The sequence below is a fragment of the Spirillospora sp. NPDC048823 genome (assembly GCF_043198445.1).
GTDB lineage: Bacteria > Actinomycetota > Actinomycetes > Streptosporangiales > Streptosporangiaceae > Spirillospora.
Genome location: NZ_JBICUT010000006.1, coordinates 14,808 through 36,201 on the forward strand (window position 1 = coordinate 14,808; position 21,394 = coordinate 36,201).

Annotated in this window: 21 protein-coding genes and 1 pseudogene; 11 read left to right on the forward strand and 11 right to left on the reverse strand. The window is 72.0% G+C overall.

Annotated elements, in window-relative coordinates:
* Positions 1 to 110: 110 nt before the first annotated feature.
* Together sucD and sucC are read right to left on the reverse strand one after the other, a co-directional pair.
* On the reverse strand, positions 111 to 1,016 hold the full coding sequence (sucD, locus tag ACGFK0_RS15705) for a succinate--CoA ligase subunit alpha (RefSeq protein WP_392905203.1): 906 nt from the start codon (positions 1,014 to 1,016) through the stop codon (positions 111 to 113).
* 3 nt (positions 1,017 to 1,019) lie between these two features.
* Complete coding sequence (gene sucC / locus ACGFK0_RS15710) at positions 1,020 to 2,195, reverse strand: ADP-forming succinate--CoA ligase subunit beta (RefSeq protein WP_392905205.1); 1,176 nt, start codon at positions 2,193 to 2,195, stop codon at positions 1,020 to 1,022.
* Positions 2,196 to 2,487: 292 nt separating this feature from the next.
* On the opposite strand from sucC, the gene ACGFK0_RS15715 reads away from it, so the two are divergent.
* Positions 2,488 to 4,044: a glycoside hydrolase family 15 protein gene (locus ACGFK0_RS15715; RefSeq protein ID WP_392905208.1), complete on the forward strand. Its 1,557-nt coding sequence runs from the start codon at positions 2,488 to 2,490 to the stop codon at positions 4,042 to 4,044.
* Positions 4,045 to 4,159: 115 nt separating this feature from the next.
* On the opposite strand, the pseudogene ACGFK0_RS15720 reads toward ACGFK0_RS15715, so the two are convergent.
* Positions 4,160 to 4,704 (reverse strand): annotated as a pseudogene (locus tag ACGFK0_RS15720) (GNAT family N-acetyltransferase).
* 347 nt (positions 4,705 to 5,051) lie between these two features.
* Between ACGFK0_RS15720 and ACGFK0_RS15725 the strand changes: the two are divergent.
* Positions 5,052 to 5,687 (forward strand): hypothetical protein, encoded by a 636-nt coding sequence (locus ACGFK0_RS15725; RefSeq protein ID WP_392905210.1) that lies wholly within the window; start codon positions 5,052 to 5,054, stop codon positions 5,685 to 5,687.
* Positions 5,688 to 5,700: 13 nt separating this feature from the next.
* Here the strand turns inward: ACGFK0_RS15725 and pcrA are convergent, their stop codons facing one another.
* Entirely contained in the window at positions 5,701 to 7,956 is a 2,256-nt protein-coding gene (pcrA, locus tag ACGFK0_RS15730; RefSeq protein WP_392905212.1) for a DNA helicase PcrA, read from the reverse strand.
* A 354-nt stretch (positions 7,957 to 8,310) separates the two neighbouring features.
* Between pcrA and ACGFK0_RS15735 the strand changes: the two genes are divergently transcribed.
* Positions 8,311 to 9,771, forward strand: coding sequence for a hypothetical protein (locus ACGFK0_RS15735; protein WP_392905214.1), 1,461 nt, complete (start codon positions 8,311 to 8,313; stop codon positions 9,769 to 9,771).
* A gap of 34 nt (positions 9,772 to 9,805) precedes the next feature.
* The gene (locus ACGFK0_RS15740) at positions 9,806 to 10,159 is read left to right on the forward strand and encodes a hypothetical protein (protein ID WP_392905216.1); all 354 of its coding nucleotides are present in this window, start codon (positions 9,806 to 9,808) and stop codon (positions 10,157 to 10,159) included.
* 32 nt (positions 10,160 to 10,191) lie between these two features.
* On the opposite strand, the gene dhaM is transcribed toward ACGFK0_RS15740, so the two are convergent.
* Genes dhaM through dhaK form a run of 3 tightly spaced genes read right to left on the reverse strand, consistent with a single transcriptional unit; the run spans position 10,192 to position 12,232 of the window.
* Positions 10,192 to 10,578 (reverse strand): dihydroxyacetone kinase phosphoryl donor subunit DhaM, encoded by a 387-nt coding sequence (dhaM, locus tag ACGFK0_RS15745; RefSeq protein ID WP_392905219.1) that lies wholly within the window; start codon positions 10,576 to 10,578, stop codon positions 10,192 to 10,194.
* 5 nt (positions 10,579 to 10,583) lie between these two features.
* Entirely contained in the window at positions 10,584 to 11,240 is a 657-nt protein-coding gene (dhaL, locus tag ACGFK0_RS15750) for a dihydroxyacetone kinase subunit DhaL (protein ID WP_392905221.1), read from the reverse strand.
* Entirely contained in the window at positions 11,237 to 12,232 is a 996-nt protein-coding gene (gene dhaK, locus ACGFK0_RS15755; RefSeq protein ID WP_392905224.1) for a dihydroxyacetone kinase subunit DhaK, read from the reverse strand. Before dhaK ends, dhaL begins: the two co-directional genes overlap by 4 nt.
* A gap of 112 nt (positions 12,233 to 12,344) precedes the next feature.
* On the opposite strand from dhaK, the gene ACGFK0_RS15760 reads away from it, so the two are divergent.
* The 3 genes from ACGFK0_RS15760 (at position 12,345) to ACGFK0_RS15770 (ending at position 14,731) form a co-directional block, all read left to right on the forward strand.
* Positions 12,345 to 13,310, forward strand: coding sequence for a nucleoside hydrolase (locus tag ACGFK0_RS15760; RefSeq protein WP_392905226.1), 966 nt, complete (start codon positions 12,345 to 12,347; stop codon positions 13,308 to 13,310).
* Between the two features lie 149 nt (positions 13,311 to 13,459).
* Entirely contained in the window at positions 13,460 to 14,143 is a 684-nt protein-coding gene (locus ACGFK0_RS15765; protein ID WP_392905967.1) for a PIG-L deacetylase family protein, read from the forward strand.
* Between the two features lie 132 nt (positions 14,144 to 14,275).
* Complete coding sequence (locus ACGFK0_RS15770; protein ID WP_392905229.1) at positions 14,276 to 14,731, forward strand: SRPBCC family protein; 456 nt, start codon at positions 14,276 to 14,278, stop codon at positions 14,729 to 14,731.
* A gap of 134 nt (positions 14,732 to 14,865) precedes the next feature.
* On the opposite strand, the gene ACGFK0_RS15775 is transcribed toward ACGFK0_RS15770, so the two are convergent.
* The 3 genes from ACGFK0_RS15775 to ACGFK0_RS15785 all read right to left on the reverse strand — a co-directional run bounded on the left by ACGFK0_RS15775 (position 14,866) and on the right by ACGFK0_RS15785 (position 17,717).
* Positions 14,866 to 15,624 carry a DUF4190 domain-containing protein gene (locus ACGFK0_RS15775; RefSeq protein WP_392905232.1) on the reverse strand — a complete coding sequence of 253 codons (759 nt, stop codon included), beginning with the start codon at positions 15,622 to 15,624 and terminating at the stop codon, positions 14,866 to 14,868.
* 247 nt (positions 15,625 to 15,871) lie between these two features.
* The gene (locus tag ACGFK0_RS15780; protein ID WP_392905234.1) at positions 15,872 to 16,501 is read right to left on the reverse strand and encodes a LuxR C-terminal-related transcriptional regulator; all 630 of its coding nucleotides are present in this window, start codon (positions 16,499 to 16,501) and stop codon (positions 15,872 to 15,874) included.
* 13 nt (positions 16,502 to 16,514) lie between these two features.
* On the reverse strand, positions 16,515 to 17,717 hold the full coding sequence (locus ACGFK0_RS15785) for a PspC domain-containing protein (RefSeq protein ID WP_392905968.1): 1,203 nt from the start codon (positions 17,715 to 17,717) through the stop codon (positions 16,515 to 16,517).
* A gap of 195 nt (positions 17,718 to 17,912) precedes the next feature.
* Between ACGFK0_RS15785 and ACGFK0_RS15790 the strand changes: the two genes are divergently transcribed.
* The 3 genes from ACGFK0_RS15790 to ACGFK0_RS15800 all read left to right on the forward strand — a co-directional run bounded on the left by ACGFK0_RS15790 (position 17,913) and on the right by ACGFK0_RS15800 (position 20,254).
* Complete coding sequence (locus ACGFK0_RS15790) at positions 17,913 to 19,241, forward strand: PspC domain-containing protein (RefSeq protein WP_392905237.1); 1,329 nt, start codon at positions 17,913 to 17,915, stop codon at positions 19,239 to 19,241.
* On the forward strand, positions 19,234 to 19,485 hold the full coding sequence (locus tag ACGFK0_RS15795) for a hypothetical protein (protein WP_392905240.1): 252 nt from the start codon (positions 19,234 to 19,236) through the stop codon (positions 19,483 to 19,485). The genes ACGFK0_RS15790 and ACGFK0_RS15795 overlap by 8 nt, the downstream gene beginning before the upstream one ends.
* A 70-nt stretch (positions 19,486 to 19,555) precedes the next feature.
* Positions 19,556 to 20,254: a TetR/AcrR family transcriptional regulator gene (locus ACGFK0_RS15800; protein WP_392905242.1), complete on the forward strand. Its 699-nt coding sequence runs from the start codon at positions 19,556 to 19,558 to the stop codon at positions 20,252 to 20,254.
* On the opposite strand, the gene ACGFK0_RS15805 is transcribed toward ACGFK0_RS15800, so the two are convergent.
* Positions 20,191 to 20,682, reverse strand: coding sequence for a cysteine dioxygenase (locus ACGFK0_RS15805; RefSeq protein WP_392905244.1), 492 nt, complete (start codon positions 20,680 to 20,682; stop codon positions 20,191 to 20,193). The two genes, ACGFK0_RS15800 and ACGFK0_RS15805, sit on opposite strands and share 64 nt — an antisense overlap.
* 268 nt (positions 20,683 to 20,950) lie before the next feature.
* Between ACGFK0_RS15805 and ACGFK0_RS15810 the strand changes: the two genes are divergently transcribed.
* Positions 20,951 to 21,256 (forward strand): hypothetical protein, encoded by a 306-nt coding sequence (locus tag ACGFK0_RS15810; protein WP_392905247.1) that lies wholly within the window; start codon positions 20,951 to 20,953, stop codon positions 21,254 to 21,256.
* Positions 21,257 to 21,394: the final 138 nt, after the last annotated feature.

A 21,394-nucleotide genomic window follows, 5' to 3' on the forward strand; every position in this document is an offset into this window, starting at 1 on the left:
CCCGCCCCCCAGACGCCCCCCAGCCCGGCGTGTCGCCTTTGTCGTCCAGCCCCGGACACGAAAGACGCCCGGGCCGAAAGCGGCTCGGGCGTCTTTCGCGAAGCGTGGGATCAGAGGTTCTTCATGATCTCCCGCATGAGGACCGCCGTCTCGCTGGGGGTCTTGCCGACGCGGACGCCGACCTTCTCCAGGGCTTCCTTCTTCGCCTCCGCCGTGCCGGACGAACCGGACACGATCGCACCGGCGTGGCCCATGGTCTTGCCCTCGGGGGCGGTGAACCCGGCGACGTAGCCGACGACCGGCTTGGTCACGTTCTGCTCGATGTAGGCGGCCGCGCGCTCCTCGGCGTCACCGCCGATCTCGCCGATCATGACGATGGCGTCGGTGTCCGGGTCGTCCTGGAACGCCTTGAGGGCGTCGATGTGGGTCGTCCCGATGACGGGGTCTCCGCCGATGCCGACGCAGGTGGAGAAGCCGACGTCGCGCAGCTCGTACATCATCTGGTAGGTCAGCGTGCCCGACTTCGACACGAGGCCGATGCGGCCCGGCGTGGTGATGTCGGCCGGGATGATGCCCGCGTTCGACTTGCCGGGGGACGCGATACCGGGGCAGTTCGGCCCGATGATGCGGGTCCCCGTGGTTCCGGAAGACGCAGCGCCCTTCTTCTCCGCGTACGCCCAGAAGTAGGCGGTGTCGTGGACGGGGATGCCCTCGGTGATCACGACGCAGAGGGGGATCTCCGCGTCGATCGCCTCGACGACGGCGTCCTTGGTGAACTTCGGCGGGACGAACACGACCGACACGTCCGCGCCGGTCTGCTCCATCGCCTCCTTGACGGTGCCGAGGACCGGGAGGGTCGTGCCGTCGAACTCGACGGTCTGCCCGGCCTTGCGGGCGTTCACGCCGCCGACGACCTTGGCGCCGGACGCGAGCATCCGGCGGCCGTGCTTGGTGCCCTCGGAGCCCGTGATGCCCTGAATGATGATCTTGCTGTTCTCAGTGAGCCAGATGGCCATCGCTCATGCACCTGCCGCGAGTTCCGCGGCACGCTTGGCCGCGTCGTCCATGGTGTCGACCTGCTGTACGCCGTTCAGCGCCGCGTCGCTCAGGATCTTGCGTCCGAGTTCGGCGTTGTTGCCGTCCAGCCGGACGACGAGGGGGCGGTTGACGGCCTCGCCGCGCTCGGCCAGCAGCTGGTAGGCCGAAACGATGCCGTTGGCGACGGCGTCGCACGCCGTGATCCCGCCGAAGACGTTCACGAAGACGGACTTCACGTCGTCGTCCGACAGGACGATCTCCAGCCCGTTCGCCATCACCTCGGCGGACGCGCCGCCGCCGATGTCGAGGAAGTTCGCGGGCTTCTGGCCCTCGAACTGCTCGCCCGCGTAGGCGACCACGTCCAGGGTGGACATGACCAGCCCGGCACCGTTGCCGATGATGCCGACGCTGCCGTCGAGCTTGACGTAGTTGAGGTCCTTGGCCTTCGCCGCCGCCTCCAGCGGGTCGGCGGCGCTCTTGTCCTCGTACTTGTCGTGGTCCTGGCGGAAGGTCGCGTTGTCGTCCAGCGTGACCTTGCCGTCGAGGGCCTTCACCTGGCCGTCGGCGGTGAGGATCATCGGGTTCACCTCGACGAGGGAGGCGTCCTCGTCGGTGAACACGGCCCACAGGCGCTCGATGAGCTCGGCGGCGCCGTCGAGGGCCTCCTCCGGGAGCCGTCCCTGCTCGGCGATCTCCCTGGCCTTGGCCCGGTCGACGCCGTCCAGCGGCGAGACCGGCACCATCGCCAGCCGGTCGTGCGGCACGTCCTCGATCTCCACGCCGCCCTCGACGGAGCAGATGGTGAGGAAGGTGCGGTTGGCGCGGTCGAGCAGGAACGAGAAGTAGTACTCCTGCGCGATCGCGCTTCCCTCCTCGATCAGGACCTTGTGGACCGTGTGGCCCTTGATGTCCATGCCGAGGATCTGACCGGCGAGCGCTTGCGCCTCGTCCGCCGAGTCGGCCAGCTTCACGCCGCCGGCCTTGCCGCGGCCCCCGGTCTTCACCTGGGCCTTGACCACGACCTTCGAGCTTCCCGCGGCGAACAGCTCCGCCGCGATGGCCCGGGCTTCCTGGGGAGTATGGGCGACCTTGCCGGTGGGCACCGGTACCCCGTACTCGGCGAAGAGTTCCTTCGCCTGATGTTCGAACAGGTCCACGAGGCGTCCTTATAAGGGATCGACAGCCGAATGACCACGCGAGTGGGGGTTACACGGTATTCCGTGCGGCCGGCACTCTGCGGTCCGCTCCGTCGATGCAGCCTAGTCAACCCGCCAACGTGGTGATGCCGCCGGGTCCAGATGTCCGGGAGTGTCACCAAAACGAAGGTGTGCTCATCCTCCAGGAGGGCACGAGTGGCTCGTGAGGAGGATGAACCAATTGACTTAGTTTGATGTACTTATTTCGTCTTCGGTGGCCAGCCGGACGGAAGATGCGGTAGGGGGCGAACGCATGGCGATGGCGGAGGAACGGGACACGACCGTCGCGCCCCACACCACCGCCGAGCCCCTCCCCACCGGGATCACCTCGGCCGGGATCCCCTCGCCGCCCACGCACGGTTCACCGCGCCGCAGGCGGCCGCGGAGGCGTGGCGGCGCACGCAGGCTCCGGCGCGTCACCGCCCTGCTCATCGTGGCCGCCCTCATCGCGACCGGCGGCGCCACCGTCCCGGACCGCACCGCGCCGGGCTGGGCGAGCCCCGGGCTCGTCGGCGGTGGCGGCTGGCCCTTCGCCGGCGTCCCGCTGCCGCCCGTCCAGGCGGAAGGGGCGTCCTACCTGCCGGACAGCTCGGTCGTCCGGCTCGCGGACGGGCGGATACGGCTCATCCCGTCCGGCGGGGAGCGGCCCGTCACCGTCAAGGCGTCCGACCCCCGGGTGGACCAGGCGGTCCGGTCCGACAACGCCTGGCTGTCGCAGGGCACGATCCCGTCCGGCGGGCTGGACCCGGCCACCGGGACCGACATGGGCTACCGCAACATGGCGGCCCGCGCGCTGCTCGACCTGCGGCTCCTCACCCGCCCGAACGGGGCGTCCCTCGCGTCCTGGTACACCAAGTGGCGGTACTGCTGGCCCCGCGACTCCGCCTTCGCCGTCGCCGCGTTCACCGTGACCGGGCACCCGGCCGAGGCCCGCCGCGTCCTGCGCTTCCTGTCCCGGGCCCAGACCGAGAACGGCATGTGGGCCGCCCGCTACAACCCCGACGGGACGGCGGTCGCCGACGGCCGGGCACCGCAGCTCGACTCGCTCGGCTGGGTCCTGTGGGCCACGTGGTTCCACCGCGTTCAGGGCGCCGGGCGGCTCGACGAACTGCCCGAACTGTGGCCGATGGTGCGGCGCGCCGCCGACCACCTGGCGCGCTCGCTGGACGCCGAGGGCCTGCCGCCCGCCTCGTCCGACTACTGGGAACGCGACCACCGCCGCGAAGAGGACCCGCGCCGCCCCACGCTCGGGGTCGTCGGCCCGGTGCTGGCCGGCCTGCGCGCCGCCGCGGACCTCGCCGGACGCCGCGGCGAAGGCGGCGACGCCGCGCGGTGGCACCGGGCGGCGCAGCGCGTCTCCGCCGCCGTGGACCGCCAGTTCGCCCCGTACGGCTACCCGCGTTCGCCCGTCCCCGGCGGGCTGATGGACGCGTCGGTGACGTTCATCGCGCCCCCGTTCGCGGCCGCCGACCCGGACGTGACCGCCGCGATCGCCGTCGCGGCCCGCAAGACGGCGCTGCCGAACGGCGGAGTCCTGCCGGGCGAACGCTGGTCCGGCGACCCCGACGTCGCCTGGACGCCGGAGACGGCGATGTTCGGCCTCAACGCGGCCGCGTCGGGCCGGACCGGCGACGCGCTCGGCCGGCTGAGCTGGCTGTCCGCGCACCGCACGTCCCTGGGCGTCCTGCCGGAGAAGGTCGGCCCGACCGGCGAGCCCGCCGGCCCCGCACCTCTCGGCTGGACGGCGTCACTCGTCCTTCTCAGCCTCTCCGCCCTGGAACGGCCCCTGCCCGTCCCGCCCGCGCGCTGACCGGCCGGGGGCGCGCCGGCCGGACCGGCGACGCGTCTGAGTCACGCCGAGCCGCGTGTACTCGCCCAGCCGTGCGGCCTGCTCAGGCGGCGGCCTGCTCAGGCGGGCGGCCGGTTCAGGCGGGCGGCCATTCATCGGCGAGGACGGCCCAGACCTGGGTGTCACGCCGGTCGCCGTCCAGCACGAACGACTGCCGGTGGACGCCCTCGCAGGTCATGCCGAGCCGTTTCGCCACCGCCGCGCTGGCGGTGTTGCGCGGGTCGCAGAACCACTCCACCCGATGCATCCCGCGCACCCCGAACGCCCAATCGATCATGTGCCGACCGCGACGGTGACCAGCCCGCGTCCCCGCACCTCGCCCCCGAGCCACACACCGGCCTCGCAGACGCCCATCTTGGCGTCGAACGTCCGGAACACTGTCCCGCCCTGAAGAACCCCGTCCACCCAGATGCCGTAGATGCGGCCTTCGTCCCTGGCCTGTTTGACCGCGTACGATTGCAGGAACTCACGGGCCGTCGACTCGTCCACGACCGTGCGTCCCCACGGGATGTAGTGGTCGATGTCCTTGCGGACCCGGTCCGCGTGCTCGGCGAACTCGGCCGCCTGCCACGGCTCCAGCGGACGTAGCTCGGCGGCGTCGGCGAGCTGGCGAGCGAACATGGGGGGCCTCCCGGATACAACCCGTGATCCGACGCCACGAACCGGACGTCCTCGGCACGGCTTCGTTTCAAGGAACGATCTTTACAGCATGAGGGTGACATCCGCGCCTGGGAGCATGGCGGCGGTGCCGTCCTGGTACGTGTCCGTTCGTTGGACGCGGTCCCGGTGAACCTTCTCGGGTGCCGCGCACGTGCAGCAGAGTAGGGCGTTCCCCCGCTCTCGACGGCCTCGGCGTCGGCGGGCCGGGGGAACGCTCCGGCCGACGACGGCCGCGGCGCGAGGAGCTCAGCGTGGAACGTGAGTTTGCATCGGAGAGGCGGCCGGGACAACAGCGGCCGAAGCACGCCATGCCACCGCAGGAGCACCTCTGGCCGCCGAGCGCCCGGCCTTTCGTCGCGTTCGGCGTGGCGACCGCCCTGGCCGCCTGCTCCCTGGTGTGGGCCGTATCCGATGATCACGATCGGCCTCCGGGGACACCGGTGCTCGTCCCGCCCGCGGCCGCCTCACCGAGCCGGGAGGCGTCTCCGGCGATCCCCACGTCGTCGGCCACGCGGGCGAGCCTCTCGCCGTCGCCCTCCCCGGTGAGGCCGTCCAGGCGTGCCGTGAAGGTGGACCTGACCGACCCGGACGACGGTGACACGCTGTTCGACGACGAGGACTTCACCGTCGAGGGGACCGTCAGCGGTATCGGTGACGACGATCTGCGCATCTTCATCTTCGAGGAGGACGACGAGACGTTCCATCTCGCCGACTACGGCCCGGAGGACGTCGGCGGGGACGGGCCGTGGGACATCCGCTCCGCCGGCATCGGCCCTGATTTCGGGCGCGACGGCGACACCTACCTCATCCAGGTGGTCCTCGCGGACCGGTCGTGCCGCCGGAGCCTGAACGGGCTGGAACTCGGCCGCGACCGCTATCCCGACTTCCGCGACCTCCCGGACGGGTGCCGGGTCAAGGACCAGGTGCGCGTGAAGGAAGACTGATCGGAACCCGCGGTCAGAGCTTCTCGATGGTGGCGTAGCGGAGGACGAGGGTCCTGACGCCGTATTCGCCGCCGAAGTCGACGCTGGCCTTTTCGCCCTCGTTGTAGACGGAGACGACGGTGCCCAGGCCGAAGGCGTCGTGGGTGACCTTGTCGCCCGGGGAGAGGGACGGGACGGGGCGGTTGCCCGGGGAGCGCGTCCCTGGGCGGGAGGCCATCTGGGCCATCGCCGATCCCGAGGTGGACGAAGCCTCGCGTTCCCATTCGACCAGGCTTTTCGGGACTTCGCCGAGGAAACGGGACGGCGGGTTGACCTGCGGAGCCCCCCACGAACTGCGCATTGTGGCGCGGGAGAGGTAAAGGCGCTGGCGGGCGCGGGTGATGCCGACGTAGGCCAGGCGGCGTTCCTCTTCGAGTTCCTTGGGGTTGCTCATGGCGCGCAGGTGGGGGAAGACGCCGTCCTCCATGCCGGTGAGGAAGACGACGGGGAATTCGAGGCCCTTGGCGGTGTGCAGCGTCATGAGGGTGACGACGCCGTGCTCGGTCTCCTCGGGCTGCTCGCCGGGCGGGACGGGATTGCCCTTGGCGCCTCCGGGAATGGAGTCGGCGTCGGCGACGAGGGCGACCTGCTCAAGGAATTCGGAAAGGCGGCCTTCGGCGGGTTCGCCGTCGAGGCGCTCTTCGAATTCACGGGCGACGGCTTCGAGTTCCTGGAGGTTCTCGACGCGGGTCTCGTCCTGCGGGTCCTTGGACGCCTGGAGTTCGGCGAGGTAGCCGCTGGCCTTGAGGACCTCGGCGACGAGGTCGGCGGGCGTGAGGGACTCGGCGGCGGCGCCGAGTTCGTCGAGGAGGGCGACGAAGTCGCGGACGGCCTTGATGGAGCGGGTGGCCATGCCCGGGACGTCCTCGGGTACCCGCAGCGCCTGCCAGAACGAGATGCGCTCGCGGGACGCGTACGCCTCGACGCACGCCTCAGCACGGTCGCCGATGCCGCGTTTGGGGACGTTCAGGATGCGGCGCAGGGAGACGGTGTCCTCGGGGTTGGCGAGGCAGCGCAGGTAGGCGAGCAGGTCGCGGATCTCCTTGCGCTCGTAGAAGCGGACGCCGCCGACGACCTTGTAGGGCATGCCGACGCGGATGAACACTTCTTCGAAGACACGCGATTGCGCGTTGGTGCGGTAGAAGACGGCGACGTCGCCGGGGCGGGCCGCGTCGTCGTCGGTGAGGCGGTCGACCTCGCGGGCGACGAACGCGGCCTCGTCGTGCTCGTTGTCGGCCACATAGCCGGTGATCTTGGCGCCTTCGCCCTGGTCGGACCAGAGCTTCTTCGGCTTGCGGTCGGCGTTGCGCTCGATGACCGCGTTGGCCGCCGACAGGATCGTCTGCGTGGAGCGGTAGTTCTGCTCCAGCAGGATCGTGGTGGCGTCCGGGTAGTCGCGTTCGAACTCCAGGATGTTGCGGATCGTCGCGCCGCGGAACGCGTAGATCGACTGGTCGGCGTCGCCGACGACGCACAGTTCGGCCGCGCCGATGCCCTCGACCGGGGCGGTCAGCTCCCGGACGAGTTCGTACTGCGCGTGGTTGGTGTCCTGGTACTCGTCCACGAGGACGTGCCGGAACCGGCGCCGGTAGTGCTCGGCGGCCTCCGGGAAGACCTGCAGCAGGTTGACCGTCAGCATGATCAGGTCGTCGAAGTCCATGGCGCCGGCCTGCTGGAGCCGCGCCTGGTACATCTCGTACGCCTCGGCGAGCGTCTGCTCCATGTGGGTGGACGCCCGGTCCTTGAACGTCTCGTAGTCGATCAGCTCGTTCTTCAGGTTGGACACCTGGGCGCTGAACGACTTCGGCGGGTAGCGCTTGGGGTCGAGGTCGAGCTCGCGGCAGACGAGCGCCATGAGCCGGTTCGCGTCGGCCTGGTCGTAGATCGAGAAGCTGGTGGGGAACCCGAGGCGCTTGGCCTCGCGGCGCAGGATCCGGACGCAGGCGGAGTGGAACGTCATCACCCACATGGCGCGCGAGCGGTGGCCGACGAGGGCGTCGACGCGTTCCTTCATCTCGGCGGCGGCCTTGTTGGTGAACGTGATCGCCAGGATCTGGCCGGGGTGCGCGTCGCGTTCGCCGAGCAGGTGGGCGACGCGGTGGGTGAGCACCCGGGTCTTGCCCGAGCCGGCGCCCGCGACGATCAGCAGGGGGCCGCCGGAGTGCACGACGGCGGCGCGCTGCTGCGGGTTGAGGCCATCGAGCAAGGGGTGAGCTTCGGTCTTCGACATCACGTGCGAGTCTACGGCGCGGCGGGGACGTTTTCGGCGCGTCCGCCCCACCCGGCCCGGCGGCCGTGTGCGGAGCGGCCGTGCGGCCGTGTGCGGGGCGGCCGTGCGGCCGCGTGCGGAACGGTCCCGCGGCTGCATGTGGACAGATGAGGCGTCTTTTGGACTTCCCGGGTTGACTGGATCTCCTGACCGGCGGAGCGTTTTTCTGGAAGAGGGCGGATACGAGACGGGCCGGACCGACCCGGACCGGCTCGTCCCGCCGGAGTGCACAACCCCGTACCGCATCCCCGCATGTCCGCCCACAGCAGCGCAGAGTCAGCAGGACTCGCGCACTGTCAGGGGAAGGTGGCTTCGATGACGATCCACCAGCACGACATCCAGGCACAGCGGGACGCCGAGCACGCGGCGGCGGAGGTTCCCGCGCAGTGGCCGGGGCGGGGGCCCCAGGCCGCGGTTCAGGGGCAGGCCGCCCCGCCCGTACCGCGTCCGGTGCCGGTCCCGGTGCCGCCGCGGACCGGCCACCGGCTGTTCGTCTACAAGCAGGACCCGTCGGTCACCGAACTGGGCGCCCGGCTGGCCTTCATCCCGACCGTGGTGCTGAACGGCCCGGCGGACGCGCGCGTCAAGATCGAGTTGCCGGGCGTCACCCCGGTCGCGCGCAACATCAGCGGCGACTTCGTGTTCGACGCCGGCACCGCGCAGTTCGACTGCGCGCACACGTTCGCCGTCGTCCGGCAGGCGATGGCGATGTTCGAGCGCCACAACGGCGGCACCCCGATCCCGTTCGCGTGGAACGTCGGCGGCAACACCGACCCCATCACGGTGTTCCCGCACGCCGCGACGGGCGCGAACGCGTTCTACAGCCGAACGGCCCAGGCCCTGAAGTTCTTCTTCTTCACCCCGGAGGGGCAGGTGCCACCCAGGGTCGTCCACACGTGCCGGTCGCTGGACATCGTCGCGCACGAGACGGGCCACGCCCTGCTGGACGGGTTGAAGCCGGGCTGGCTGTCGGCGGGCAACCCGCCGCAGACCGGCGGCCTGCACGAGTCGTTCGGCGACCTCACGGCGATCTTCCTGGCGCTGGCCCAGCCGGACCAGGCGGACGCGCTGGTGGCGCTCACCAAGGCGAACCTGCACGACAAGTCGTTCCTGGCCGACCTCGCCGAGGAGTTCGGCCAGGCGCTCGGGATGCCGGCGGGGCTGCGCAACGCCGACAACGACCTGAAGCTGAGCGACGTCGGCAACGAGGTCCACGCGATCTCCCAGGTGTTCACCGGTGCGATCTACGACGTGCTCGCCGACGTCTACGCGTTCGAGCTGAGCAGGCAGCAGCGCACGAAGGACCCGGCGCTCGTGCTGATCGAGGTCGCGTCGGGGCTGTGCAAGCTGGTGTTCGACGCGATCGTCGCGTCCCCGGCGACGGGCGCGGGGTACGCGGACGTCGCGAACGGGATGCTGCAGATCTCGGCGACGCGCGGCGACCCGGCGATCTACCGGACGTTCGTCCGCAACCGGTTCGCGGTCCGCGAGGTCACGACGGCGGCGACGCCGCTGACCGACCTGATGAGCGGGCAGATGAGGATGACGGACGCCGCCTACACCGGGGACGGGCAGGACGTCACCGAGGTCGAGCCGTACGACGGGCGGTCGGCGAGCCTGCGGGCCGAGCAGGACAGGTCGCGCTGCTGCGGCACGATGCAGATGCCCGAGTACGAGGTCGTCGCGCCCGAGAAACTGGCCATGGGGGGTTCCCTGGAGGACGATGACATCCTCCGGGAGGATCTCGACGAACTGCGGCGCGTCTTCGGCACGTAGCCCGGAACCGGCGCCCGCGGGGAGGTGCGCGACGATGCGAGTGAAGATCGAGAGTACCGGCGGGTTCACCGGCCGGCGGGCCGTCGTCGCGCTCTACGACACCGCCGCGCTCCCCGCCGGGCCCGCCGTGCGGATCCGGGAGGCGGTGGACGCCCTCGCCGCCGCGCAGGCGCGCGGCGACGAGGGCGGGGAGGTGGGCGCCGACCTCCCCGCGTACCGGATCACCGTCACCGAGGGCGGCGACGCCTTCGAGGGCGGCGGGTCCGGCGAGGAGAGCCGCGTGTTCGAGGTGCGCGGCGACCCGTCGAAGGGCGTGACGTCCGTCCTCGGGACGCTCCTCTCGGGCTCCGGCGCGGCGGACCGGCCTCCCGGCCCCGACGCGACCTGAACCGCCGGTCAGCGGGTCAGCCGGTCAGCGGGTCAGCGGGTCTTGCGGTGGTCGTAGGCCGACTCGGCCGCGGCGTGCACGGCGGCCAGGTCGGCGCCCGCCGCGGCCATGGACGCCGCGGCGACCGCGCCCTCGACCAGCGGCGCGTCCGCCAGCAGCACGTCGTCGCCGTCGGTGTCCTCGATGAGCATCATGGCGGTGAGGACGGAGCTGCCCAGGTCGGCGAGCAGCAGGACGCCGTCGCCGCCGTCCGCCGCGGCGACGGCGCTCTCCACGAGGTCGACGCTCGTGCCGAGCCCTCCCCCGGAGTCGCCTCCCGCGGGCTCCACGACGGCCTTGCCGACGCCCATGGCCCGCGCCACCTCGACGACGCCTTCCGCGAGCGTCCGGCTATGGGAGATCACGACGATCCCGACCATCCGCCTCACCCCTCCCCTGCAGCGGCTTCGGCCGCGACGACATCGGCCAGGGCGCGCAGGATAAGGGCACTGGACGCCGCACCCGGGTCCATGTGCCCGATACTGCGCGCACCCAGGTAGCTGGCCCGGCCCTTGCGCGCCTGCATCGGGACGGTCGCGTCCGCGCCCTCGGCCGCCGCGCCGGCGGCGGCGCGGACGCAGCCGGGGAGGCCGGCGCCGTCCGCCAGCGCCGCCTCGTACGCCGCGACGGCGGGCGCCAGCGCGTCGACCATCGTCTTGTCGCCCTCGACGGCCTTCCCGAGGTCCTGGACGCCGTCCAGCGCGGCCCGGAGCGCGTCCCCGAGCGCGGCGGCGCCGACGTCGGCGGTGTCGCCGAGCGCCTTGCCCGCGCGGCGCAGCGCCGTCCCGTAGAGCGGGCCGGACGCGCCGCCGGTCTTGGACACGATGGCCCGCCCGGCGGCGATCAGCACCTTGCCGGGCGGAACGTCCTCGGGCGGCGCCCCGCCGGACAGGGCTTCGGTGGCGGCGCGGAAGCCGCGGTCCATGTTGTGGCCGTGGTCGCCGTCGCCGATGGCGGCGTCCAGCCGGGTGAGCCGGTCGGCGTCGGCGGTGACGAGTTCGGCGGCGTGCCGGATCCAGGAGGCGAGATCCTCCGCGTTCACCGGCCCCACCGCAGCCCGGGCGTCTCGACGGGCGCGTCCCAGAGGCGGGTCAGCTCGGGCGTCAGCCGGCACACACTGATCATGCAGCCGGCCATCTCCAGGCTCGTGACGTACGGCCCGACCAGGGGGCGGACGACGGTCGCGCCGTGCCCGTCCAGCCACTCGGCCGCCGCCGCGTACGCGACGTACTGCTCGATCAGCGGGGTGCCGCCCATCCCGTTCACCAGCACCAGCACCTCCGACCCGGACAGCGGCATGTCGGCGTCGATCGCGCTGAGCGAGGCGTCCACGATCTCCGCCGCGGTGCCGACCTTGACGCGTTCGCGGCCGGGCTCGCCGTGGATGCCGATGCCGAGCTCCATCTCGTCCTCGCCCAGCTCGAACGTCGGCGTCCCGGCGGCGGGGACCGTGCACGACGACAGCGCGACCCCGAACGACCGGCTGCGCTCGTTCACCTCCCGCGCCACGGCCGCGACGGCATCGGCCGATGCCCCTTCTTCGGCGAGCGCACCGGCGATCTTCTCGACGAAGAGCGTGGCGCCGGTGCCGCGGCGTCCCGCCGTGAACGTGCTGTCCTCGACGGCGACGTCGTCGTCGAGGACGACGGACACGACCTCGATGTCCTCGTCCTCGGCCAGCTCGGCGGCCATCTGGAAGTTCATGACGTCGCCGGTGTAGTTCTTGACGAGGTGGACGACGCCGGCGCCGCCGTTCACCGCCATCGTCGCGGCGATGATCTGGTCGGGGACCGGGGACGTGAAGACCTCGCCGCAGCAGGCCGCGTCGAGCATCCCGTGGCCGACGAACCCGGCGTGCAGCGGCTCGTGGCCGGATCCGCCGCCCGACACCAGGGCGACCTTCCCGGCGCGCGGCGCGTCCGCCCGCACGACCGTCCCGTTCCCCGGGTCGACTCGGAGCGAGGGATGCGCGGCGGCCAGGCCGCGCAGCGCGTCGGAGACCACGTCCGCCGGGGCGTTGATGAGTTTGCGCATGTCTCATGCTCTACCCCGGCGCGGGCCCGCGTCCCAGACCCAATCGCCGATCATCGCCGGCGGCCCCGGTTTCCGGGTGCCATGGCGGGCCGCGCGGCATTAGGTTGCCTCCGTGACGAGAGCGCGAACGATCCTGTACGACTGCGACACCGGCATCGACGACGCGATGACCCTGCTGTATCTGGCTTCGCTCGTCCGGGCGGGCGACATCGAGCTGGCCGGCGTCGGCACGGTGCACGGCAACATCGATCCGCTGACCGGTGCGCTGAACACGCTGCGCGTGCTGGAACTCGCGGGGATCAAGGCGGGTGAGCAGGGGGTGCCGGTCGCGGTCGGCGCCGCCAGGCCGATGGCGCAGGACGTCCACTACGCGCTCGACTGGCACGGGACGGACGGGCTCGGCGACACGCGTCTGCCCGACCCGGCGGGGCGCCCCGTCGCCGAGCCGGCGTCCACGCAGATCGTCCGGCTGGCCCGCGCCATGCCGGGGGAGCTGACGCTGCTCGCGACGGGACCGCTGACCAACCTCGGGGCGGCGCTGCTGCTGGACCCCGAGCTGCCCTCACTCGTCCGCGAGGTCGTCGTCATGGGCGGCGCGTTCGACCACCCCGGCAACATCACGACGCACGCCGAGGCGAACATCTGGCACGACCCGGAGGCCGCCGATCTGGTGTTCGCGGCGGACTGGCCGGTCGTGCTGGTGCCGCTGGACGCCACGCACCCGACCGCCGTCCACGACGACTGGCTCGAACGGCTCGCGGCGCACGACGCGGCGGCCGCCCGTTTCGCCGTCCGCATCCTGGAGTTCTACGTCGGCGCCTACACGCCCACGCTGCGCCGCCGCGGCGCGGTCATCCACGACGCGCTCGCCGCGATGCTCGCGGTGGATCCGGAGCTCGGCGAGTACGCGCAGCGCGCCGTCCGTGTGGAGCTGCGGGGCGAACTGACGCGCGGCACGACGGTGTGGGACGCCCGCTCCCTGCCCGCCGAGGACACCCGCCGCCCGGTCAAGGTCGCCGTCGGCAGCGACGTCCCGGCCTTCCGCGAACGCCTCCTCACCGCCGTCCTGTCCCTCTGACTCCCGTCGACCGGAGGGATCGGCCGCATCGGCCCGGCCGCCGGCGGAAACTTGATCTTCGGGCGTGCCGGTGACCTTTCGCAGACCTTATCGTTGAAACTGTGACCAACGTTCTGGACGACAGTCAACTTCAGCGGATCCTCGCTGTGATGGCGCATCCCGACGACGTCGACTTCGGTGCGGCGGGGGCGGTGGCGGGCTGGACCGACGGCGGCATCGAGGTCGTCTACCTCATGGTCACCGACGGCGACGCGGGCGGGTTCGACGACAACGTCACGCGCAAGGAGATGGCCGCTCTCCGGCGCGAGGAGCAGCGCGCGGCGGCCAAGTGCGTCGGTGTGAGCGACGTCCGGTGGCTCGGCTACTCCGACGGACGGGTCGAGGCGACGCTGGACCTGCGCCGCGACATCGCGCGCGTGATCAGGCAGGTGCGGCCGGACCGGGTGCTGATGCCGAGCCCCGAGCGCAACTACGAGCGGATCTACCCGAGCCACCCCGATCACCGGGCGGTCGGCTCGGCCGCGCTCGACGCCGTCTACCCGGATGCCCGCAACCCGTACGCGTTCCCGGAACTGCTCGCCGACGAGGGCCTGGACGCCTGGACGGCGCGGGAGGTGTGGCTCACCGGCGGACCCGTCGCGAACCATTACGTCGACATCACCGACCGGTTCGACCGGAAGCTGAACGCGCTGCGGGCCCATGTCAGCCAGACCGGGCACATGGGCGACGGGCTGCCGGAGATGCTGCGCGGCTGGCTGTCGGCCAACGCCGCGGCGGCGGGCCTCCCCGAGGGCCGTCTCGCCGAGTCGTTCCAGGTCATCGACACGGCCTGAGCGGACACGCCTGAGCGGACACGCCGGAGCGCCCGCCCCGGGATCGTCACGTTCCAAACTCAATCGCTCACAAGCCGTAATCGCCTCCCGATCGGGCATGTACCCGCATGTGACGGAACTCGGGGGGTTGTCATGCCGCATGAGATCGAGGCCACCGCCACCTCCGGCGCCGCGCCGGAAGTGATCTTCAAGCATCTGTGCGTGGCGGAGGCGTGGGGTGAATGGGGCGGGTTCTGGGTCCGCGGGAGGCGGGAGTCCGCGGGCGAGGACCACCCGAACGGGATCGGCGCCGTCCGGTGCGTCCCGCCCTGGCGTGAGGAGGTCGTCGCCTGGGATCCGCCCCGGCACTACGGCTACATCGCGCTGGCGGGGCCGCCGCCCCGTCGCTTCCGGGCGGACGTCACGCTGGAGCCGCACTCGGCGGGGACCCTGATCCGCTGGCGCGGGGCGTTCGACGGTCTCCCGGGCACGGGGCCGTTCACGCGGACCATGCTCCGGCGCCGGTTCGGCGCGTACGCCCGCCGGGTGGCGTGGCATTCCGAGCGTTGCGAGCCCGGCTGCCCGGCGCGCCTTCCGGGTGCGCTCTGACGCAGGCGCAGACCGGCCGCACGCGTGGCGCGGGACGAGGGGCGGGAGCGGGCTGTGCGAGCGGAGTTCGTCCGTTGGACGGTGGCGGGTGGGGGCTGGCGGACGGCGGGCCGGCCGCCCGTCGGCTCGGACCGTCAGGAGCGCAGCGGCCGCGTGAGCTTCGTGCCCTCGTTGGCGGACACGGCGACGCAGGTGACGTCGCGGTCGCCCTGCCGCCACGATTCGGTCGTGGGGTAGTAGTACGACGTCGCGAGGGAGCGGGCCGCCGGGTCGCGGCTGAGCTTGCTCCGCATGCGCGGCCGGCAACCGGACGAGGCCAGCGTGTTCATCTGCTGGTCGGTCGGCGTGATGCTGCCGGGCAACTGGAAGATCGCCACGACCTCACCGTCATGCGGGCCCTTGCAGGAGACGATCTTGACGCTGTCGACCTCGACCGGCTCCCCGTCGACGGGGGCGTTCGTGGCGCCCTGGTCGTCGTTGATGCAGTCGCCGACCTTCATCCTCTTGGCGTCCACCTCTTTCGACTCGGGCTCGGACGTGCCGGGCGGGCTGCCGAGGTCGCCCGAGGACGAGCCGGTGACGGCGCTGCGCAGCGCGAAGCTCGCGATGCCTGCGACGAGCCACAGGCACGACAGGACGATGCCGGCGACCGCGAGGCCACGGCCCCTGGCACCGCTCCGCGTGATCTCACGGAGGGCGATGATCCCCAGGATGATCCCGAGGATGCCCAGGCAGCCGAGGAGGCCGGTCACGAAGGCGGCGATGGCGAGGCCGCTCGTCTTGTCGCTACGGGGTCCGTACGGCGCCCCGTAGTCGGGGCCGCCGGGCATGGGAGGCCCGTAGCCCGGACCGGCCGGCATGGGCGGGGGCCCGTAGCCGGAACCGGGGGACATGGGCGGAGGTGACGGCGGCGCCTGCGGTGGAGGCGGGACCTGCGGCGGGGGAGGGGGCGGCGCCTGGGGCGCCGGGGAGCCGGGGCCCGGAGGCCCGGACCAGGGGGGAGGGTAACTCATGGGGAACTGTCCCATACCCGGCAGGGAGCACGATCATGATGTGCGGAAATCCAAGATGACGATTCCCTCACACTTATCAGCAGAAGGTTACCTAGGTGCCGCGATAGGGCATAGAGAACGTTCGCCCTCAGACCAGCCGGCGGGCGGCGGCCCAGCGCGACAGCTCGTGCCGGTTGGACAGCTGAAGCTTCCGCAGCACGCTGCTCACGTGCGTCTCGACCGTCTTCACCGAGATGAACAGCTCCTTCGCGATCTCCTTGTAGGCGTAGCCGCGCGCGATCAGCCGCAGGACGTCCCGCTCCCGCTGGGTGATCTGGTCCAGTTCGGGGTCGACCGCGGGCGCGTCCGTCGCGGCGAACGCGTCCAGCACGAACCCGGCGAGGCGCGGCGAGAACACGGCGTCGCCGTCGGCGACCCGGCCGATCGCGTCGGTCAGCTCCGGCCCCGAGATGGTCTTGGTGACATAGCCGCGCGCCCCGCCCCGGACGACACCGATCACGTCCTCCGCGGCGTCCGACACCGACAGCGCGAGGAACTTGGACGAGACGGCGCCGTGCAGCCGGCGCAGCACCTCGATGCCCCCGCCGCCGGGCAGATGCACGTCCAGCAGCACCACGTCCGGCTGCGTCGCGCGGATCACCGAGACGGCCTCGTCGACGTCGCCGGCCTCCCCGACGATCTCGACGCCGCCGCCGAGTTCGGCCTTGACGCCGGTCCGGAACATCTGGTGGTCGTCGACCAGCACGACCTTCTTCACCGGTTCGCTCCGCTCATGTCTTCTTGATCTCCAATCGCACTTCGGTGCCCTCGCCCGGCTCGGTACGGACGGTGGCCTTGCCGCCGTTGCGCTCCATACGTCCGATGATGGACTCCCGGACGCCCATCCTGTCCTCCGGAACCTGGTCGAGGTCGAATCCCTTGCCGCGGTCGCGGACGAAGATGGCGATCTCGTCGCCCTCCACCTCGGCGTACACCGACACCGACGGGGCCTCGGCGTACTTGGCGGCGTTCACCATCGCCTCCCGTGCGGCCTGCAGCGCGGCGCCGAGCGGCTCGTCCAGCGCCGTGTCGCCGACGCAGACGATCTCGATCGGCACGCCGTGGTCGTCCTCGACCTCGCCCGCCGCCTCCCTGATCGCGGCGGCGAACGTCTGGTCGGGGTCGGCGCGCGGCTGGTAGAGCCACGTCCGGAGCGTCCGCTCCTGGGACCGGGCGAGGCGCTGCACCTCGCGGGTGTCGTGCGCGTTCCGCTGGATGAGGGTCAGCGTGTGCAGCACCGAGTCGTGGATGTGCGCGGCCAGCTCGGCGCGCTCCTGGGAGCGGATCCGCTCGTGCCGCTCGGCGTCCAGGTCCTGCCAGAGCCGCACCACCCACGGCGTCACGATCACCGCGACCCCGGTGAGGATGATCAACATGGCGATGACGACGGACCGCGCCTGGGCGGCCTCCACGTTCTGCACCACGACGCCGCCGATGCCGCCGACGACCAGCAGCACGCCGAGCAGGCTCCGCAGCCACCGCTGCCGGAGCGGGAGCGTCCAGCGCTGCCGCTGGTCGCGGTCGGCCTGCTGCCACAGGATCGCCGCGCCGACACCGCAGATGGCGAACGGCCACAGCGCCCACTGGACGACCCCGGCCGCGCCCCACGGCAGCACCGACAGGCCCACCGTGACCGTCGCGTAGACCAGCAGTTTGCCCCAGTCGCGGCCACGGAGCCGGCCGGGCGCCCGGTCGGACTTCTCCGGGGCGGGCACCAGGATCCAGAACGCGGCGTACACGGCGACGCCGAGCCCGCTCGTCATCGTCAGCAGCACGAACGCCGCGCGGACGATCACCACGTCCACGCCGAGGTGCCCGGCCAGGCCGCGGCACACACCGGCGACGAGCCTGCCGTCCGCGGCACGCTCCAGCCGCGGCGCCGCCGCCGGCGCCGCGCCCGCCTCCGCCCGCGTGCCCGCCTGCGCGGGCGGCAGCCCCGGCGGCGCGGTGCCGGGCTGCCCGGCCGTCTGTTCGCTCACCGCCGTCCTTCCCAAGGTTCTGCCACGTTGTCGATCGTCACACGCGCGGCCTCGAACCGCATCAGGGCCTCACCCCCAGGCTCACCTCAGGGTCGGATCAGGGACGTCCCCGATACCGTGCGCGGGACGCGGCACGTCACGATGGTGGGCATGAGCGAGGAGCACGACTCCAGGAACGACACCGAGGCCGGCGGAGGCACCGGCGGCTACGAGCGGCTGGCGCGCGATGCCGAACGCCGCGTGCTGGCCGGCGTGTGCACCGGGCTCGGCCGCTACACCGGCGTCGATCCCGTCGTCTACCGGGTGGGGTTCGCGCTCCTGGTCCTCGCACACGGGCAGGGCATCTTCCTCTACATCGCGGCCGCGCTGCTGATGCCCGCGAGCCCGGGCGAGTCGTCGCTCGCGGAGCAGTTCTTCAAGCGGTGGTTCGACGGCGCGGCGGTGCTGACGATCCTCGGCGCGCTGCTGGCGGCGGGCGTCGTGTTCAGCCTTTTCGGCGGCGTCCCCACCGACGCGATCGCGGTTCTGGTGGTGTTCGGGCTGGTGCTGCTCGTCGCTCACTCACGGGGCGTGAACCTGGTGGCGGCCGCGCGGTCCGTCCCGGAACGGCTGTCCGGGCATGCGCCCGAGCCTTCCGCGGCCTGGACGCGTTCCGAGAGCGTCACCGTCGGCAGCGTCTCCCTGTACAAGGACACGCGGTACAAGGACACGCGCACCGGCACCATGCCGCGAACCGGCGGCGGCCTGCCCGAGGGCATGATCGACCTCGCCGCCTACAGCGCCGCGCACTCGGCCGCGCAGGCCGGCGCGCTCCCGGACGACGCGCTCCCGGACGACGCGGCGCCACCCGCGAAGCAGGACGGCTGCGGGCGCTCCCCCGCCGCGACGATCACGCTGCTGGCCGCCATGGCCGCGGGCGCGGCGATGATCCCGGTCGCGCAGCCCTACCCCGCCCCGGACTCCTGGCTGATCGTCATGGCACCCGCGCTCGCGGTCGTCGGGTTCGGCCTCGTCCTCGGCGGCTGGTTCCGGACGCGGGGCCTCGCGACCGCCGGTACCGTGCTGACGCTCGCCATGCTGACCACGGTGGTCGCGGGCGAGATGCCGCGCAACGCCGAGTACGGGGAGGTCGAGTGGCGTCCCCTGGACGCCGCGCAGACCGGCCAGGCGTACAAGGTCGGCGTCGGGCAGGGGACCCTGGACCTCACCGCCCTTCCCGTCGTCCCCGGACAGCGGGTCACGATCAACGCCGAGGTGATGCTCGGCGAGCTCGAGGTCAAGGTGCCGCCCGCCGCACGCGTCATGGTGGACGCGAAGATCGCGCTCGGCGACCTGCGCGTCGGCAGCAAGACGACCAGCGGACCGAACGTCAGGAGCACCGAGGTCATGGAGCCCGAGGGAAGACCCGGCCAGAACCCGCCGGTGATCGTCCTGCGGATACGCGGGAAGGTCGGAGACGTGGACGTGCGCCGTGGCTGAGCGGGCGGAAGCCGGGCGGCCGGGGGCCGGACGAGACGCGCGCAGGCGGCGGCGCCGGTTCGATCCGGCGGGGCCCGTCACCGGGGTGTTCTTCCTCGTCCTCGCGGGCCTGTTCCTGGCGGACGGCCTGTCCGACGAGCGGATCCTGGCCCCGTCGACGCTGGCCCCCGTGGTACTGATCGGCCTCGGCCTGGTCGGGACCGTCCGGGTGCTGACCCGCTCGCGCCGCCGCGAACTGCGCTGACCCGGTCTCCCCGCGCGCGACGGCCGGGAAGTAGCCTGACCCCGACGGCAGGTGATCGGAGCGAGGTCGGATGTCAGGTCAGCCGGGGACGCCGGAGGCGAGCCGCACGGACGTGCTGCCCGGCTCGCGCTCGGCCCTGGACCCGGGGCGGGCCATCAAGCCCGGGAGGCACGGCCTGTCCCCCGAGACCGTCGCCGGCATCCAGCGTGAGCGGCTCATCGACGCCTTCGTCCAGGTCGTGTCGGAACGCGGCTTCGCCCACACCACGATCAGCCGGGTCACCGAGGGCGCGGGCGTCACGAAGAAGACCTTCTACGCGCACTTCATGGACCTGGACGACTGCTTCCTCGCCGCCTACCAGCGCGGCATGGACATCCTGCTCGCCCGCATGACGGAGGTCTTCGAGGCCGCGCCGACGTGGCCGGACGGGATTCACGCGGCGCTGCGCACCATGCTCGCCGCCCTCGCCCGCGAGCCGCGGTTCGCGCGGGCCTCGCTGGTGGAGGTGAACGCGGCGGGGCCGCGGGTCCGGCAGGCGCGCATCGACAACCTCACCCGGTTCCGCGCCTTCTTCGACGACCCGTCGGTGGCCTCCGTCCCGGTCGCCGTGGTGGACGCGATCGTCGGCGGCATCTACAGCGCGATCCACGTCCAGATGGAGACGGGCGAGGCGGAGGAACTGAATTCGCTGCTGCCGTCGCTCACCTACTTCGTGCTGCTTCCCCTCGTCGGCCGCGAGGCGGCGTCCCCGTACCTGTCCGAGGCCTGACGCGTCGTCTCCGAAGGGGCCGTCGCGGCGGCGTGCAGGCTGACGGCGAACGCGGGCCCCGGGTTCGTCAGTGCGCGCGGCCCCCCGTGCACCCGCACCCGGTTGGCGCGCAGCGGACGTTCGGTGACGCCGTCCGGCGTGATCGTCACCTCCGCCAGCTCACCCGCGATCAATGTGCTGACCTGCCCGTGGATCGTCCCGCCGTGGCCGGGCGGCCACGTGGTGAGCCACACCTGGTCGTCGAGCCGGACGTGCACCGGCCGTTCGGCGTCGAAGCCGGCGAGCCGCCACCACTCGCCGGGCCGCCCGGCGAGGTCGCGGACCCGGCCGGCGAGCCGCCCCACCGTGGGAGGACGGGCGGTGGCGGCGCGGCCGTGCGGATCGTCCTGGCCGCGCATGGTGAGATCGGGAACCACGGAAAGGTCCACGGGAAAGGTCCTTCGTGTACGTGTGTCGGCTGGAAAGAGACGGGAATCAGCGACAACACGGACACAGCGCGCTGGCCACGCGGCAGAAGGCCACGGGGCTGTTGATGAAGACTCGCGCTGACACGCACATAAGAAGACACTCTGTAACCAACGGTCGTCAAGTTGAACACCCGGATGCCGCCCGGACGTGAGCCGCCGCCCCGACTTCCGGGACGCCCACACGGTCCGCGGGCCTGTCCTCACGGCCGCGCATGGCACCATCGTCGGCGTGAAACGCACCTACGTCTTGCTGGGGCTCTGCCTCGTCCTGTCCGCTTGCTCGAACGGCGAGGGGAACCGAAAGGCCGACTGCGCGAAGATCTCGTCGGCCCTTTCGGAGACGCCGGACCCGAGCGCGGACCAGGTGCTCGCCGCTCTGCGCGAGGTCCGGCCGAAGCTGAAGGACGACGACCTCGCAGATCAGGTGGACACCGTCATCGCCTCGGGCGGCAAGGACCGGATGTCGGACGAGGAGACCCTGCGGTTCGCCGAGGCCGCCGAGAAGATCCGCGACGCCTGCGATCTCAGCGGCTGAGGACCAGATACGCGATCCAGGTGAGGACGAGGGTCACGGCCAGCGATCCCAGACATCCCAGCCGAGATGAGAAGAAGAAGAACATAGGCGCCCCCTACCCCGGAATCCCCGCTCATCGCCTGCCCGGTATCGGTCCTC

Bases quoted from the DNA above. Each gene is read 5' to 3' on its own strand.
- sucD (WP_392905203.1), bottom strand. From the start codon at position 1,016: ATGGCCATCTGGCTCACTGAGAACAGCAAGATCATCATTCAGGGCATC.
- ACGFK0_RS15715 (WP_392905208.1), top strand. From the start codon at position 2,488: ATGGCGATGGCGGAGGAACGGGACACGACCGTCGCGCCCCACACCACC.
- ACGFK0_RS15725 (WP_392905210.1), top strand. From the start codon at position 5,052: ATGCCACCGCAGGAGCACCTCTGGCCGCCGAGCGCCCGGCCTTTCGTC.
- pcrA (WP_392905212.1), bottom strand. From the start codon at position 7,956: ATGTCGAAGACCGAAGCTCACCCCTTGCTCGATGGCCTCAACCCGCAG.
- ACGFK0_RS15735 (WP_392905214.1), top strand. From the start codon at position 8,311: ATGACGATCCACCAGCACGACATCCAGGCACAGCGGGACGCCGAGCAC.
- ACGFK0_RS15740 (WP_392905216.1), top strand. From the start codon at position 9,806: ATGCGAGTGAAGATCGAGAGTACCGGCGGGTTCACCGGCCGGCGGGCC.
- dhaM (WP_392905219.1), bottom strand. From the start codon at position 10,578: ATGGTCGGGATCGTCGTGATCTCCCATAGCCGGACGCTCGCGGAAGGC.
- dhaK (WP_392905224.1), bottom strand. From the start codon at position 12,232: ATGCGCAAACTCATCAACGCCCCGGCGGACGTGGTCTCCGACGCGCTG.
- ACGFK0_RS15765 (WP_392905967.1), top strand. From the start codon at position 13,460: ATGGCGCATCCCGACGACGTCGACTTCGGTGCGGCGGGGGCGGTGGCG.
- ACGFK0_RS15770 (WP_392905229.1), top strand. From the start codon at position 14,276: ATGCCGCATGAGATCGAGGCCACCGCCACCTCCGGCGCCGCGCCGGAA.
- ACGFK0_RS15775 (WP_392905232.1), bottom strand. From the start codon at position 15,624: ATGTCCCCCGGTTCCGGCTACGGGCCCCCGCCCATGCCGGCCGGTCCG.
- ACGFK0_RS15790 (WP_392905237.1), top strand. From the start codon at position 17,913: ATGAGCGAGGAGCACGACTCCAGGAACGACACCGAGGCCGGCGGAGGC.
- ACGFK0_RS15800 (WP_392905242.1), top strand. From the start codon at position 19,556: ATGTCAGGTCAGCCGGGGACGCCGGAGGCGAGCCGCACGGACGTGCTG.